15 protein-coding genes and 1 tRNA gene are annotated in these 16,046 nt (G+C 42.4%); 8 read left to right on the top strand and 8 right to left on the bottom strand.

The genetic code is table 11. The features are described from left to right. Position 1: 1 nt before the first annotated feature. Positions 2 to 3,406, bottom strand: a complete 3,405-nt coding sequence (gene ileS, locus AACZ11_RS09810) for an isoleucine--tRNA ligase (RefSeq protein ID WP_339832312.1) — start codon at positions 3,404 to 3,406, stop codon at positions 2 to 4. Positions 3,407 to 3,553: 147 nt separating this feature from the next. On the opposite strand from ileS, the gene AACZ11_RS09805 reads away from it, so the two are divergent. The 5 genes from AACZ11_RS09805 to AACZ11_RS09785 all read left to right on the top strand — a co-directional run bounded on the left by AACZ11_RS09805 (position 3,554) and on the right by AACZ11_RS09785 (position 6,497). Beyond that, positions 3,554 to 4,522: a DUF6268 family outer membrane beta-barrel protein gene (locus AACZ11_RS09805; protein ID WP_290626073.1), complete on the top strand. Its 969-nt coding sequence runs from the start codon at positions 3,554 to 3,556 to the stop codon at positions 4,520 to 4,522. A gap of 48 nt (positions 4,523 to 4,570) precedes the next feature. Continuing rightward, entirely contained in the window at positions 4,571 to 5,125 is a 555-nt protein-coding gene (locus AACZ11_RS09800; RefSeq protein WP_290626071.1) for an HNH endonuclease, read from the top strand. 2 nt (positions 5,126 to 5,127) lie between these two features. Then, positions 5,128 to 5,484 carry a hypothetical protein gene (locus tag AACZ11_RS09795; protein ID WP_290626069.1) on the top strand — a complete coding sequence of 119 codons (357 nt, stop codon included), beginning with the start codon at positions 5,128 to 5,130 and terminating at the stop codon, positions 5,482 to 5,484. Positions 5,485 to 5,592: 108 nt separating this feature from the next. Continuing rightward, positions 5,593 to 5,826, top strand: a complete 234-nt coding sequence (locus tag AACZ11_RS09790; RefSeq protein WP_290626067.1) for a thioredoxin family protein — start codon at positions 5,593 to 5,595, stop codon at positions 5,824 to 5,826. A gap of 65 nt (positions 5,827 to 5,891) precedes the next feature. Next, complete coding sequence (locus AACZ11_RS09785; RefSeq protein WP_290626061.1) at positions 5,892 to 6,497, top strand: MarR family winged helix-turn-helix transcriptional regulator; 606 nt, start codon at positions 5,892 to 5,894, stop codon at positions 6,495 to 6,497. Positions 6,498 to 6,558: 61 nt separating this feature from the next. On the opposite strand, the gene AACZ11_RS09780 is transcribed toward AACZ11_RS09785, so the two are convergent. Next, positions 6,559 to 7,023 (bottom strand): CBS domain-containing protein, encoded by a 465-nt coding sequence (locus tag AACZ11_RS09780; RefSeq protein ID WP_290626059.1) that lies wholly within the window; start codon positions 7,021 to 7,023, stop codon positions 6,559 to 6,561. 119 nt (positions 7,024 to 7,142) lie between these two features. Here AACZ11_RS09780 and AACZ11_RS09775 point away from each other — a divergent pair, with 119 nt between their 5' ends. Next, positions 7,143 to 9,503, top strand: a complete 2,361-nt coding sequence (locus AACZ11_RS09775; RefSeq protein ID WP_290626057.1) for a M28 family peptidase — start codon at positions 7,143 to 7,145, stop codon at positions 9,501 to 9,503. After that, a complete protein-coding gene (locus AACZ11_RS09770; protein WP_290626055.1) occupies positions 9,496 to 10,302 on the top strand; it encodes an NAD(P)H-binding protein in 807 nt (268 codons plus the stop codon). Before AACZ11_RS09775 ends, AACZ11_RS09770 begins: the two co-directional genes overlap by 8 nt. Positions 10,303 to 10,350: 48 nt before the next feature. On the opposite strand, the gene AACZ11_RS09765 is transcribed toward AACZ11_RS09770, so the two are convergent. Both AACZ11_RS09765 and AACZ11_RS09760 read right to left on the bottom strand, forming a co-directional pair. Beyond that, positions 10,351 to 12,420, bottom strand: coding sequence for a M13 family metallopeptidase (locus AACZ11_RS09765; protein ID WP_290626053.1), 2,070 nt, complete (start codon positions 12,418 to 12,420; stop codon positions 10,351 to 10,353). Between the two features lie 133 nt (positions 12,421 to 12,553). After that, entirely contained in the window at positions 12,554 to 13,129 is a 576-nt protein-coding gene (locus AACZ11_RS09760; RefSeq protein WP_339832304.1) for a hypothetical protein, read from the bottom strand. A gap of 136 nt (positions 13,130 to 13,265) precedes the next feature. Between AACZ11_RS09760 and AACZ11_RS09755 the strand changes: the two genes are divergently transcribed. Further along, positions 13,266 to 14,219, top strand: a complete 954-nt coding sequence (locus tag AACZ11_RS09755; RefSeq protein ID WP_290626049.1) for an NAD-dependent epimerase/dehydratase family protein — start codon at positions 13,266 to 13,268, stop codon at positions 14,217 to 14,219. 4 nt (positions 14,220 to 14,223) lie between these two features. On the opposite strand, the gene AACZ11_RS09750 is transcribed toward AACZ11_RS09755, so the two are convergent. From AACZ11_RS09750 to AACZ11_RS09735, 4 genes are all read right to left on the bottom strand, one after another. After that, positions 14,224 to 14,934, bottom strand: coding sequence for a TVP38/TMEM64 family protein (locus tag AACZ11_RS09750; protein ID WP_290626047.1), 711 nt, complete (start codon positions 14,932 to 14,934; stop codon positions 14,224 to 14,226). Positions 14,935 to 15,000: 66 nt separating this feature from the next. Beyond that, positions 15,001 to 15,074 (bottom strand) — tRNA-Asn (locus AACZ11_RS09745). 3 nt (positions 15,075 to 15,077) lie between these two features. Further along, positions 15,078 to 15,362 (bottom strand): GIY-YIG nuclease family protein, encoded by a 285-nt coding sequence (locus AACZ11_RS09740; RefSeq protein ID WP_290626045.1) that lies wholly within the window; start codon positions 15,360 to 15,362, stop codon positions 15,078 to 15,080. A 142-nt stretch (positions 15,363 to 15,504) separates the two neighbouring features. Next, positions 15,505 to 16,046 (bottom strand): M50 family metallopeptidase (locus tag AACZ11_RS09735; RefSeq protein WP_290626043.1); only part of this gene is annotated, 542 nt, incomplete at its 5' end.

Raw genomic sequence — 16,046 nt, 5'->3', positions numbered from 1 at the left:
TTTAATGTTTTTTAATTCGTAACCGGGTTGCGATATCGTCAAAAGCAATTTCTGTCCCGTTGCTTATCTCGTCTTCAAATTGCAATACCTCGGTCAAGGTTTCTTGTTTAATATACTCTAAATTCTGCGTTACCGCAGTCTCTAATTGTTTTTCTTTCTGAAGGGTTACGTCCACCCTGTCCGTCACTTCAAAACCAGAATCTTTTCGCATGTTCTGAATACGGTTAACCAATTCTCTGGCAATTCCTTCATTTCTAAGATCCGGGGTGATGGTGACGTCTAATGCTACGGTAATTCCATTGGCATTTGCTACCAACCATCCTTCTATATCCTGAGATCGTATCACTACGTCATCGAGGGTCAATGTAATATTTTTTTCGTTAACAGAAAGTGATATTACTCCTTCTTTTTCTAAGATTAATATTTCCTCCTGACCAAAATTGGTGATCGCCTGTGCTACCATTTTCATATCGGCACCAAAACGAGGCCCCAATTTCTTGAAATCGGGTTTTATCTCTTTTACCAAAATACCGGAACCCTCATCGATCAATTCGATCTCTTTGACATTCACTTCCGACTTTATAAGGTCTGAAACTGCCTCGATCTCACTTCTGGAGGCTTCATTCAAAACCGGAATCATGATCTTCTGTAACGGTTGTCGTACTTTGATCTTTTCGCGCTGTCGTAACGATAAGACCAAAGATGATATTGTTTGTGCCTGCTGCATTTTGTGTTCCAGCGCACGGTCTATATAGGACGCATTTGCCGTCGGAAAGTTACTTAAATGTACAGATTCTTCTCCGTTTGCTGTAATTCCGGCAGTAAGATCTTTGTATAGACGGTCCATAAAAAACGGTGCTACGGGAGCTCCTAATTGCGCTACGGTGACCAAACAGGTATATAAAGTTTGGTACGCAGAAATCTTATCTTCTCCATAGCTCCCTTTCCAGAAACGTCTTCGGCTAAGGCGCACATACCAATTGCTCAAGTTTTCTTGCACGAACTCACTAATGGCCCGCGTTGCTTTGGTGGGCTCAAAGTCGGCGTAGTATTCATCCACACGTTGCACCAATGTGTTCAATTCTGAAAGTATCCAGCGGTCGATCTCCGGTCGTTGTTCCATAGCAATATCTGCTTCGGAATAACTAAACCGATCTAAATTGGCGTATAAACTGAAGAAACTGTAGGTGTTATACAGCGTTCCGAAGAATTTATTACGCACCTCCGAAATTCCGTCGCTGTCAAATTTAAGATTGTCCCACGGATTGGCATTGCTTATCATGTACCATCGTGTGGCGTCCGGCCCATACGTATCCAGGGTTTCAAAAGGATCAACAGCATTTCCAAGGCGTTTAGACATCTTTTGGCCGTTCTTATCCAGCACAAGGCCGTTTGAAACCACATTCTTATAAGCTACATCGTCAAAGATCATTGTGGCGATCGCGTGGAGTGTGTAGAACCATCCTCGGGTTTGATCGACACCTTCCGCGATGAAATCGGCTTTGCGCCAGATTTCCTCCACTTTTTCTTTATTCTCAAATGGGTAGTGCCATTGTGCGTACGGCATGCTTCCACTGTCGAACCAAACATCGATCAGATCGGCTTCGCGCTTCATGGGCAGACCACTTTCAGAAACCAAAACGATCCCATCGACAATATTTTTATGAAGATCTACCTTTTCGTAATTTGCTTCAGAGAAATCCCCTACCACAAATTCTTTAAAGATATCTTCTTTCATTACTCCGGCATCCACGGCTTTCTTCATTTCGGCTTTCAATTCCTCCACACTACCGATGATCTTCTCTTCTTTACCGTCTTCGGTGCGCCATAACGGCAACGGGATCCCCCAATACCGTGAGCGGGACAGGTTCCAGTCGTTTGCGTTGGCAAGCCAATTCCCAAAACGACCTTCTCCCGTTGCTTTAGGCTTCCAGTTGATCTTTTCATTGAGTTGGAACATGCGATCCCTGAACTCGGTCACTTTAATAAACCATGAATCCAGCGGATAGTAAAGGATAGGTTTATCGGTACGCCAACAGTTAGGGTAACTGTGCGTATATTTCTCAACGTGAAAAGCTTTGTTGTCGATCTTGAGCTTAATGGCCAATTCTACATCGACGCTCTTTTCCGGGATGTCCTCATCGTTATAATATTCATTTTTAACGTACTTGCCGGCAAACTCGCCCATCTCCGGACGGAATTTCCCCTGTAAATCGACAAGAGGAACAAGTGATCCGTTCTCGTCTTTCACTAAGAGTGGTGGAACTTCGGGTGTTGCTTCTTTTGCAACCTTGGCATCGTCTGCACCAAAAGTAGGTGCCGTGTGTACAATTCCGGTACCATCTTCGGTGGTGACGAAATCGCCGGGGATCACGCGAAATGCATTTTCGGGGGTATGGTACGGTTGTGCAAAATCCAGAAGTTGTTCGTAACGAATCCCAACAAGATCGATCCCCTTGAACTCTGCTGCAATGAAATAAGGGATCAATTTATCACCTTGTTTGTAACTTTCCAAGACCTCTCGATTAGGCTTTTCTTCGTACTTATTCCCAAACTGTTTAGCGACTAAACTTTTGGCCAACACAACATTGATAGGCAGGAACGTGTACTGATTGAAGGTCTGTACCAATACGTAATCTATTTTAGGGCCTACAGTTAGGGCCGTATTGCTGGGCAAGGTCCAAGGTGTGGTCGTCCACGCCAAGAACCAAATATTGTTAGAAACCTCCGCAAGAAAATTGGGTAAGGTCTCCGGAACGGCTTTAAACTGTGCCACTACGGTAGTATCGGTTACATCTTGATAGGTCCCGGGCTGATTGAGCTCGTGTGAACTAAGACCGGTACCTGCTTTGGGAGAATACGGTTGAATGGTATATCCTTTATATAGAAGCCCTTTGTCGTAGATCTGTTTCAACAACCACCAGACGGTTTCCATGTACTTGGACTTGTACGTAATATAGGGATCCTCCATATCTACCCAGTATCCGTACTTTTCGGTTACTTTGTTCCATACATCGGTATATCGCATCACAGCCTTTCTACAGGCTTCATTATACGCTTCTACAGAGATTTTCTTGCCTATGTCCTCTTTGGTGATTCCCAGCTCCTTCTCTACACCTAATTCAATGGGGAGTCCGTGTGTATCCCAACCGGCCTTTCGGTCTACTCTATATCCCTTTTGTGTTTTATACCTGCAAAAGATATCCTTAATGGCACGCGCCATGACGTGATGGATTCCCGGAAGTCCGTTTGCGGAGGGCGGTCCTTCAAAGAACACAAAAGGTTTGGCCCCTTCGCGAATAGAAATACTCTTTTCGAAAATGTTCTCACGTTTCCAAAAATCCAGTACCTCTTCACCCAGTTTGGGAAGGTCTAATCCTTTGTATTCTTTAAATTTTGTGCTCATAAACGTTGCTGCTTCAATAAAATTTGTCACCTTTTCCAGACAGGCTGCGAAATTACGGAATTTTAAAGAAATAGACTATCTCATTTTAGAACATGAATGTTACGGTTTTGTAAAAAAGTATATCTTTAAGTCGTTAACGAGCTTTTTGTGAAAAAATACTTTCTAATTGCCCTTCTGTTTCCCCTCTCCCTTCATGCTCAGGAATATGTGGATCTACTTCGCATCGGATATGGGCAGACCTTCAACAATACCTACGTAGACGCTGCAGGGAACACCTTTGTAAAATCGTTTGAGGCCGATATCACCCTTCCGGTCGTTCTCAATGACAAACATGCTTTTATTACAGGCGTTGCCTTTAGCCGCAACAATTTGCAGCTATATCCTAAAACCGATTCGGATATCATCTACTTTGGTGTAGATGGAAACAATTTTGCTTCCTTATACAGCAGTACCCTCAAAATAGGATTAGCCTCTACGTATAATGATTTATGGAGCAGCACCATAGTGTTGCTTCCGAAGATCGCATCGGATTATGAACAGATAAAAGGAGACGACTTCTACTTTGGTGGACTCGCTTTACTGAAATATCAAAAGACCGAACATTTAAAATATCGCTTTGGCCTCTACGCTACTTCTGAAGCATTTGGACTCTTTACCACGCCTATTGTGGGTTGGTATTATTTGAGCCCCAATAAAAAGTTTGAAATGGACATGTCCCTCCCTATTGCTGCCGATATTAGTTATAGTTTCGATACGGTTTCGGTAGGATTGGATTATTTCGGGATAGGACGAAGCTTCCGATTGTATGGCGATGCAGAAACCTCTCAAGCCTATGTGGATCTCAGTTCTTTGGAGTTTGCGAGTTATGTACAATTTATCACCCTTCAGAAACAGGTACTGCTTCGCGCGAAATTTGGCTATTCCAGCAACAATTTTGAAGTATACCCGGATGGAGAGACCATCGATCTGGGGCTTTCGGCCTTCAGTTTTGGCGACGATCGCACTCAGCTAAACCCCGATCTAAACGGAGGGTTTTTCTTAAAGTTCGAAGCCATCTATCGTTTTTCGATAGTTTCAGAAGAAAATAACAACAAGCAGGCACCCAACGACAATTGATTTTAAAGTAATTTCAATTTCTTATCTTTGGGTAAACTCCCCTCCGTAATGTTAATTAATTTAAAGAATGAAGTCTGGAAGGATTACATAAAGCCTTTCTGGAGACCCAATGAAATTTACAAAATATCAAATCATGGACGTGTCCTAAAATTTAAATTCGACCCTGACGGAAAGCTTTTAAAACCTTATGTTTTAGGAGGGTACGAAGTATTTTCGGTAATGAAGAAGAGCGGTAAGACCGATTTGGTATATGTTCATCGTGCGGTGGCAGCGCTTTTTTTGGAAGAAGAAGAGAAGCCCTATGTGATTCATAAGGATTACGATAAAAGGAATAACCTACCTTCAAATCTGGCGTATGTCGATAAGATGGAGCTGGCGGCGCACAACAAGAAAAATCCATTGGTGATAAAAGCTAAAAAGAAGGCACAATTGAATCCCAAATATTCGAAATTAAGTCCCGGAAAAGTACGAATGATAAAACGTAAAATTTTTGATCCTAACCGTAAGACCCGTATGCGTCTTATTGCAAAGCAATTCGGGATCTCCGAGATGCAGCTCTACCGAATTAAATCGGGAGAGAACTGGGGTCATATCGATTATTAAGTATGGATAGAACCTGTCCCGAATGCGGCACTAATATCATTGGTCGCGCCGATAAGAAATTTTGCAGTGATGCGTGTAGAAATGCGCATAACAATTCATTAAATAAGGACAGCAAGAATCTGGTTCGAACGATCAACAACCGCCTTCGAAAGAATTACCGTATCCTCGAGAAACTCAATGTCAAAGACAAGACCAAGGTCACCAAAGAAAGATTGTTGCGACTGGGATTTAGTTTCGACTATTTTACAAGCATCTACACCACAAAGACCGGATCTGTGTACTACTATCTCTACGATCAGGGCTATCTGGCCTTGGACAATGACTATTACCTATTGGTAAAGAATGAAGTGTCCCAATAAATTTCATTGATGAGGTGAAAATTTCAAAAAAGATATATAAAATATGGTATTGTTAGGATTCCTTACTATATTTGTATGCGATCTTGCAATAACTTAAAATTTCAAATCATGCGTAAATCTGTTTTTTATCATGCCGGTTGTCCCGTATGCGTTAGCGCAGAACACGACATTCTCAATTTAATTGGCAAAAACCATGTTGAAGTAGTCCACATTGGTGAGGATCGGTCCCGTATTTCCGACGCTGAACGTGCCGGTGTGAAATCTGTACCTGCGTTGGTGACCCCTAATGGAAATGTGCTTCACATCAATTATGGTGCATCCATTGAAGATGTAAAAGCCTAATTCACCAATTATTTAATTAGGAATGCTAACTTTGCCTGTCGAATAGTCCTTCGACAGGTTTTTTTATGAGCAATAGCCCTTTTAATCCCAAGTATCAAAACGATGATCTTTCTAAAAAGGTCATTGCGGGTCTTGAACGTATCTCTGAAACATTCAAGAAATTATTATGGGAGCAAGCGAAACAATTAAAAGTAAGTCCGATTCAAATCCAACTCCTTATCTTTATCGCTTATCACAAGCCGGAACTGTGCAACGTTAGCTATTTGGCCAAAGAATTTAATGTCACCAAGCCCACGGTGAGTGATGCCGTTCGCGTTCTTAATGCAAAGGGACTACTTCAGAAGAATTTCTCATCGAGTGATAATAGAAGTTATTTTGTAGAACTCACAGCACTTGGTCAATCCTATGTAGAAGAAACAGAACATTTTGCTAAGCCACTACAGGAATTCTTTACAAAAAAAGAATCTGCAGAACTTGAGGAACTCTTTACAACCTTAGCGTCTTTAATCAGCCAATTGAATAATAGCGGCATCCTTACCGTTCAACGCATGTGCTATGCGTGTAGATTTTACGATTCTTCTTCAAACCGAGATTATTGTAATCTCCTTCGAAAGGAGCTAAGCCCGTCCACCATTAGGCTGGACTGCCCTGAATTTGAAGAAAAGCTTTAAAATTCCTCATTGCGATAACCCAATAGCTCATTGTAGCGTACACTGAGTTTGGTTGCATCCCTTACTTCCAGGTCTGCCCTTTTAGTTTTAGTGCTGCTTTTAATACGTCTTTCTGACTTATTAGCCCTACAAGTTTGCCGTTCTCCACGATAGGAAATCGCCTGTGACGGGATTCCAAAAATTTATTGGCAGCGTCAAAAACGTTCATATTGCCATCTATTGTTTCAACATTCTTCGCCATGTGTTCCTTGACCCTTACGTCTTCCATAGGATGGTTGTAGTAACGACTCTCACTAATCTGCTTCATACAATCTCCTTCCGAAATTATCCCGACCAATTCATTTTTAGCGTTCACCACGGGCCCTCCGGAAATCTTTTTCTTAATAAGTGTTTCCATAACCTCCAACACCGATTGATCTTCTCTAAATGTAGTTAGATTCCGGCTCATATAGTCGGACACCGTGATATTCTCACTGCTTCCCTTTTTAGGTTTGGCGCGGCGGCCCATAAAACTTTTAATTCCCATACCCTTATTATTTATGCCGTTCTAAGATAATGATTTTGCTACAATTTCTTTTGAAATGTTTCTGAAAGGTAGGTAACTTGGCTTAAAATCGTACTTTTAATACAACCAAAACTCCACCGATGAAAAAATTCAGTGCCGTAATCTCCCTGCTCCTCATTCTTGGTCTTGTCTATTTTAGCTTTTACAGTTTAATGCCTCGTAGTGGTACTCCTGCTACAATTTCTGAAACAGAATTCTCGACAGAACGGGCCATGGAACCGCTTAAAGAAATTAGTAAAGCACCACATTATTTGGGCTCTGCAGAGCACGTGCGTGTACGATCATACCTCATCGATCAATTGCGCACACTAGGGCTGCAGGTAGAGGAGCAATCGGGTTTTGTAGTACAAACGGGCAATAAAAGCCTTGTAAAACCAACTAATATCCTTGCAAGGATTCCCGGCTCCAGTTCCGGAAAGGCGCTTTTGTTGCTATCTCATTACGACAGCGCCAAAGTGCCATCCTACGGAGCAAGTGACGCCGGCAGTGGGGTTGTCACCATACTCGAAAGTTTACGAGCATATCTCGCCGGTGGGGCAACTCCAAAAAATGATATTATCATATTGTTCTCAGACAGTGAAGAGCTGGGGTTGGACGGGGCTGTTCTTTTTGTAAAAGAGCACCCGTGGGCAAAGGATGTAAGCCTAGTGCTTAACTTTGAAGCCCGGGGCAGCGGTGGACCCAGCAACATGATCTTGGAGACCAATCAAGGGAATGCTAATTTGATAAAGGCTTTTGCGGAGGCCAATCCCGAATACCCTGTGGCTTCTTCACTTATGTACAGTATCTATAAGATGCTTCCCAATGATACCGATTCTACCGTGTTTCGCGAAGACGGAGACATCGACAGTTTCTTTTTTGCCTTTATCGATGATCATTTCGACTATCATACAGCTAATGATACGGCTGAGAATTTAAACGAGAATACCCTCCAACATCAGGGAAGCTATCTCTTGCCTTTGCTGCATTATTTCGCAGATGCAGATCTCACTTCGTTGAAGTCAAATCAAGATCACGTCTATGTCAATTTCCCTTTTGTGAAACTCATTCATTATCCGTTTTCATGGATCTTAAGCATGCTATTGATCGCCATTGCAGGATTCTTCATATTATTCTTCTATGGAATGATGAAAGGTATGATAAGCGGCGCAGCAATAGGAAGAGGCTTTATTGCCTTGTTTGTTGGTCTCATTAGCTGTGGTACCTTGGGATATTTTGGCTGGCAGCTATTAGTAGTGCTTTACCCCCATTATAATGAGATACAGCATGGCTTTACGTATAACGGCCACACATACATTGCCTTTTTCGTACTGCTATCCCTCGCAATATTATTTAGTATTTACAAGAAATGGGGTAAAAAAGAGGAGGCCGCTAGTCTATTTGTGGCCCCCTTAACATTATGGCTGCTCATCAACACGGTAATATTCGTATACCTTAAAGGTGCCGCTTATTTTATCATTCCCGTCTATTTTGCACTCATCTCCTTTTGGTTGCTTATAAAACAGGAAAAACCCAATCTTCTGTTGCTTACACTATTAGCGACTCCGGCCCTCTTCTTTTTTTCTCCACTCATACAATTCTTCCCGGTGGGTCTGGGCCTCGAAATGTTAGTAATTAGCTGTGTGTTTACTGTTTTAACCTTTGGTTTGCTCCTTCCGGTATTCCATTTTTATCGTAAAAAGAGGCTGCTCGCCATCCTATGCTTTGTGGTAGCCACCGGATTTTTTATCAGTGCCCATCTTTCAAGTAGTTTTTCTGAAGAACGCCAAAAACCGAATAGTTTGGTCTATTACCAGAATGACGATACTAACACCGCATATTGGGTCACCTACGACCAGATATTGGACGATTGGACCAGGGGATATTTAGGAGATTCTCCTCAAGAAGCTTCAGCGTATATCACAAATGCAGCCGGAAGCAAATATAATACGGGGTATTCGTTTGCGGCTGAAGCTCCTGTAAAGGACATTGCTTCTTTCGAGATCCAATTGAAGCAGGATACACGTATCGGGAACGAGCGCAATGTGTCGTTTACCCTAGTTCCGAAGCGGAAAATACATCAATTGTTACTTTTTGCGGACTCCACTCACTTTTTTAAAAAATTGGTTTTTAACGGAAAGAACGTCACGGCAGATAGTACAGGGTATGCGTTTGGAACTCGAGATCATAACGGACTTATACGTTATTTTCTAGCCGACAACGAGCCTTTGGAGGTATCGTATGTTTCAAACAGTCCTTCGGTTGAATTTACTGCCATAGAATATTCTTATGATCTACTTGAGCATCCGCAATTTAGTATCAACAAGCGTACAAAAGACATGATGCCGAAGCCATTCGTGACAACAGATGCCATTGTGGTCAAAAAAAGTTTTAACATAGATTCGCTGTCGGTCAAAAAGGTCGATTCGATATCTTATCAAATCCAGCCATCCAATGAATAATGCAATCGCTATCGCAGGTATGGGCTGGCTAGGCCAAGCATTCGCACAGCATCTTATAGTGTTGGGCTATCGCGTAAAAGGTTCTGTGACCACAGCTGAAAAAGCAGCCGAAATGAAAAGCAGAGGCTTTGATGTCTATCCCGTAGTGGTTACCGAAAGTGGCGTGCAAGGTGAAGTACAGGTATTGTTACAGGAGTGCAAGGTGTTGTTTATAATGATCCCTCCCGGTTTGCGCAGAAATACCGGTGCCGATCATGTTTTAAAAATGCGTCATTTTCTAAAAGAAGTAGAGCGTTCGGAGGTTGAAAAGGTGGTTTTGGTAAGCAGTACTTCGGTGTATGATGATAGCCAAGGTACGGTGACGGAAAAAGACCTGCCTCGTCCCACCACCGATTCAGGCAGACAACTCTTTCAAGTGGAGCAATTATTTTTTAATGCGCCATTCCTTTCGACTTCCATTGTTAGATTTGGGGGTCTTTTGGGTGGAAGCAGACAGCCTGTTCGGTACTTGTCAGGGCGAACAGATCTTAATGATGGCGCTGCTCCCGTAAATCTGATACACAGGGAGGACTGCATCGGGATCCTTTCAGAAATAATAAAACAAGAAGCCTACGGTCATGTTTTTAATGCCGTTGCGCCACAGCATCCTGCTAAAAAGGACTATTACATTCAGAAAGCAAAGGAATTGCAATTGGAGCCGCCCCACTTTTCCGAAGAAGAAACGCAAGAAATCTTCAAACAAGTAGATTCTGTGAATGTCCCACATCGATTGCGGTATACATTTAAACACAGTATATAAAAAAGGACCCGTTTTCACGGGTCCTATATTTTCTTGCTTTGTCTTGAATTACCAAATACGCACGCGGTCTTCAGGTTTGATGTACATTGCATCACCTTCTTTAATATCAAATGCTTCATAGAATGCATCTATATTCTTTAAAGGCTGCGTAGCACGGTACATTCCCGGAGAATGCGGATCGGTTTTAATTTGCGTTTCAAGAGCTTCATCACGCTGCTTGGTACGCCAAACAGTCGCCCAGCTCATAAAGAAGCGTTGCTCAGGTGTAAAGCCATCGATCTTTCCCGGTCTTCCGTTCTTGGCATAGAACTTCTGTAAGCCGTCATACGCCCCTAGAAGTCCGCCAAGGTCTCCAATGTTCTCTCCCGATGTAAACTTCCCGTTTATAAACACACTGTCCAATACTTCAATACGGTCGTACTGTTCGGCCAATTTGTTAACACGTCCTGTAAAATTCTCCAGATCGGTCTCTGTCCACCAGTTTACCAAATTTCCATCGGCATCAAATCTAGAACCGCTGTCATCGAATGCGTGAGAGATTTCATGTCCAATCACAGCTCCTATTCCTCCGTAGTTGACAGCCTCATCGGCCTTATAATCGTAGAAAGGCGGTTGTAAAATAGCGGCCGGAAATACGATCTCATTGTTGAATGGGTTGAAATACGCATTCACAGTTTGCGGAGACATACCCCACTCGGTACGATCTACAGGTTCATCGATACGGTCAAGGTTATCCTTAAGACCCCATTGGGCTACAGCTACCATATTGTCATAGTAGGTATTTCCGGGTTTCACCTCCATAGTAGAATAATCCTTCCACTTATCTGGATATCCAATCTTCACCGTGAATTTATCCAGTTTTTCTATGGCTTTTACTTTGGTGCTGTCGCTCATCCAATCAAGGGCATTCACACGGTCCTTAAACGCATCGATCACGTTCGCGATCATTGTTTCTGCTTTGGCTTTGGCCTCCGGCGGAAACATCTCATCCACATATAACTTTCCTAAAGCTTCGCCTACTGTATTGTTTACAGTAGCTAACGCACGCTCGTTTGCAGGGCGCTGCTTTTTGGCCCCGCTTAGATATTTACTGTAAAATTCCCAGTTCGCACGTTCGATGTCGGTAGTGAGCATACCCGCTGCATCGTTAAGGGTTTGCCAACGCATCACTGTTTTCCAGGTTTCGATATCCTTTTGCCCAAAAGTGTTTTGAACCACTTTCATATAATCGGGCTGCATTACGATTACGGTATCCAATTCTTTAGTTACTCCAAGGTCCTTGAAAGCTTGTTCCCATTGGATCGCAGGTACCATTTTTTGAACTTCACTCATGGAACGCGGATTGTTGAAATTTCTAAAATCACGGCTCGCTACTTTGTCAAGACGAGGTACTGCCAATTTGGTTTCGAAGGCCAAAATGGTCTCGGCCTGTTTGCGGGCCTCAGCCTCATTATCACCTAAGAATTGAAGCATCCGCGTAATATGGTCTACATATTTCTCACGGATTTCAACCGATTTAGGGTCGGTGTTGGTATAGTAATCGCGATCCGGCAATCCTAATCCACCCGGAGTGATATAGGCCGAATTGATCGCACTATTGTTGGGGTTAGAAAAAGCTGCAATTCCAAAAAAGGGCTGAGAAACCTCTGCTGCATTTTCGGTCATAACTTTCTGAAAATCGGCAACGGTCTTTATGGAAGCAATCTTGTCCAGCGCCGGTTGCAGGGGTGTGATCCCCGCTTCGTTTCTCGCTACCGTATCCAATTCGGTTTCAAAGATCATTAAAGCTTTGGCTTGGTCGGTCTCGGGCGCATATTTGTCGCTCTTTTGAGCCTTATCGATAAGGGCCAATACATCGTTATCGGTCTTTTTCCGAAGCACATTAAAGCCTCCCCACCGTACCTGATCATCCGGGATTTCAGTTACCTTCATCCAGTTCCCATTCACGTAGTTGTAAAAATCGTCTTTCGGGCTTACCGTGGTGTCCATATTTGCCAGGATGATCCCCCGCGGCTCGCTTTCGGCATTGGCCATGTTCGTATCCTTGTCCTTACAAGAACTTACGGCTACAGCGATCAAGGCAGCTGCAAAGCCCGTTGTTAAAATGTTTGTTTTCATTCGTTGTAGATATTTATTTAGTGGTCATACCTGCTGTTGGGTATATATACTCTTAATACTTTTTTCTGAAAGCATACATCCTTCAAAAATCCGTTGAAGGATATGTCTTTTTTTTAGTCTTTTTGTTACAACTTTATTGATTTTTATCGTTAAGTTCTGCCTGATAGACCGAATCTAAAAATCGTTTTTGTTTTTTCAATTCCTCTTCTTCATCATCTTTTCGTTGCAGATCGATGGCATCCTTTTGAAATTTTTCGTTGATCTGAAGGATCAAATTACGCACCGAAGCATTCATTTCACGAATAGCAAGTGCCGTTTGAGCCGAATCTACTATAGTCCTATGTACAAGCTGGTCAAGCATTTTGGCACGGGTACGAACCACCGTTAATCGTGCGAGAATACCATTTGTATGTAAGGTATCCGGAATGGTTTTAGGAAGGGAGTCTGAAAAAATCACCAGCTGTTCACTGGCCCCTCGCAGTTTTTCTAGGTTTGCCCCGTTGATTGCCTTTATATCATATTCGAAATCTTCAAAAGCAGGCCATTGTGTGGTAATGGACCTCGCCTTATCGGTTAAAACCGGAAAATTAAAGTTTTCTACCCCGTACACTTGAGATGAATTCTGAATCGATTTTTCCGGAAATTCTTCTCCTTCCGAAGCAGAATTACAAGCCGTAAAAAGCAGTGCGCTAAGGATAAATAACTTCAAAAAAACGGGGAAACGCTTCATTATCATTTGGTAAAGGAGCACAAATATAGCAGTTCTTTTCCCAATCAAAAGTTATTTTTTAAAAAGAAAACCTTCGGAATATGCCTATATTTATCGGCTTAAATCACATTTCAGCATGAAAAAGAGAATATTGATCATTGGTGCTTCAGGACAAATTGGAACAGAACTTACCGTATTTCTTCGAAAACGTTACGGCAATCATAAAGTGATCGCCAGCGACATTGTAGAAGGTGATGCCGCCATGCTTGCCGACGGACCTTTTGAGATCTTGGATGCGATGGATTATGACGCTGTGCAAGATGTAGTGATACGCCATGAAATCACCGATGTGTACCTTATGGCGGCCATGCTCTCTGCAACGGCGGAGAAATTTCCCATGAAGGCATGGAATCTCAACATGAACTCTCTTTTTAATGTTCTAAATTTAGCCCGCGATAAAAAAATTGAAAAGATCTTTTGGCCCTCCAGCATTGCGGTGTTTGGACCTACACCCCCTAAAACAGACACGCCTCAACGAACCGTGATGGAGCCTTCCACGGTATACGGGATAAGCAAACAAACAGGAGAGCGTTGGTGTGAATATTATCACAAGCGTTTTGGGGTCGATGTGCGGAGTATTCGCTACCCGGGACTAATAAGTTATACGGCACCTCCGGGCGGAGGTACTACTGATTATGCCGTGGATATATACCACAAAGCATTGAAACATAAAAATTATGTGTGTTTTTTAAAAGAAGACACAACATTGCCCATGATGTATATGGAGGATGCGATTAAAGCTACAGTTGGGATCATGGAAGCTCCTGCCGAAGCGATAAAGATTCGTAGTGCCTATAATCTGGCGGCTTTTAGTTTTAATCCTGAAGAGATCGCTGAAAGCATTCGGAAACATTTACCCGATTTCAAGATTTCTTACGAACCCGACTTCCGGCAGGCTATAGCCGATTCTTGGCCGCAAAGTATTGATGACTCTGAAGCAAGAGACGATTGGGGATGGTCACACGCTTTTAGTTTGGAAGAGATGACCGAGGTGATGTTGAAGAATTTAAGAACACTGAAGAGTTCCTAAGTTGTTATTCTTTTTTGCGTTTCTTCTTATCCCACCAAATATATCCGCCAAAGAGCACTAAACTTACTACCGATCCCCAGATGAGTCCGTTCTGCAAACTATCGGTACTACGTCCCATAATGGCGACAAAAATGGTGAGCGGGGTGATTCCCAACAGCGTGGCTCCTATAAATTTCCAGTAGTTCATTTTTAGAATGCCGGCGACAAAACTTATGGCGTCGTTGGATAATAAGGGGTTGAAACGCGTGACGATCACAGCCCAAAAGCCGTAGTCGTCTATAAAATCTTCTATTTTGTCTTCGGTTTTCGGTCCTATCAATTTGCTTACAAGTACAGGTCCGAAATACCGCCCGATGCCATACCCCACTGTGGAAGCAGAAAAGACAGCTGCGTACACGATTAAACTTCCCCAAATAGGGCCATAGGCTAAAATAGAAACCACCATTAGTGCAAGAGAAGGGATCACTAAAAGGAACATTTGTACGATCATGGCGAGAACCAACACCACCGGACCCAGCCACCCGAAGTCATCTACCCACTCCTTGATGCGCGCTTCATCTTCGCTGGTAAGGACATTCCAGGCTTCATCGAGAAACTGTTGTGCTTCGGGGATGAAAAAATAGGAGGCGATCAATGCGACAAAAATGCCTAGAGAAATGAACAAGGGAAGCTTGCTTTTTTTTACAGACGTAGTATTAGATGAATCTTTAGACACGTTAGGATGCGATATTTTGTGGGAATATAAAACAAAAATCCCAACCTGAATTAGGTTGGGATTTTGCTCCTCTTCTTGGGCTCGAACCAAGGACCCTCTGATTAACAGTCAGATGCTCTAACCAACTGAGCTAAAGAGGAAGGTTAACTAAATTTATCTAAGAGTTTTGAAATAAGTTCTGGAAAAATTTTTAAATTTTCAATATACTTCTTACTCTTCATTTTCTTTATATGGGTTTCAATTCTTCTAGCCTGACTTCTATTGTAACATTCAATTGATAAATATAATTGCCAATCATTTGTTTTCGAAGTATAAGCATCCTTATAAAACCCTGTATTGTGTTGTGTAATTCTTTCCTCAACCGTATTCGTTTCTCCAATATAGAAACTTGATAATTTTTTTGAGAAAAGTATATAAACATAATACATTTCAATATTTTAAGAACTTTTTATCTCTTTGCTCTAACCTCCCGATAGCTATCGGGATGAGCTAAAGAGGAAGGTATTTTTCGCTTTAGCGGATGCAAATATAAATTATTTTCTAAGGGCTGCAAAAAGATTTGATATTTTTTTACCCTCCAAATATGGCGCGGTAAATATCATTCCCATTGGCGAAAAGCACTAATGCGATCAATAAGAAGAAGCCTACCATTTGGGCATACTCCATAAACTTATCGTTAGGTTTTCTTCCACTAACCATTTCGTACAACAGGAACATCACATGCCCTCCGTCCAACGCAGGAATAGGCAACACGTTCATAAAAGCCAAAATGATCGAAATTAAAGCGGTAGTATGCCAAAAGGCCAACCAACTCCATTCCCCCGGAAATAAGTTTCCAATCGCTCCAAAGCCTCCAACTTGTGTGATTCCCTCTTTGGTAAAGACGTATTTAAACTGCTTCACGTAATCCTTGAGAATGTTATATCCATATACCGTTCCTTGGGTAATGCTTTCCCCCAGACCATAGGTAAGCTTGGTGCCTCCCGTTTGAAGTTCTTTTCCAAAATTATTGATTCCAATAATCCCGTCTTCATTTGGGGTGACTGTCAAGGTGTCTAGCGTTCCATTTCTGGAAACAATTAAGGTGTTCTCAGCATCTTTGATCAATGCAT

Source organism: uncultured Altibacter sp. (assembly GCF_963972995.1).
Classification (GTDB): domain Bacteria; phylum Bacteroidota; class Bacteroidia; order Flavobacteriales; family Flavobacteriaceae; genus Altibacter.
Note: the sequence above shows the minus strand (reverse complement) of the source record. Positions and strands in the feature narration are given on the sequence as shown.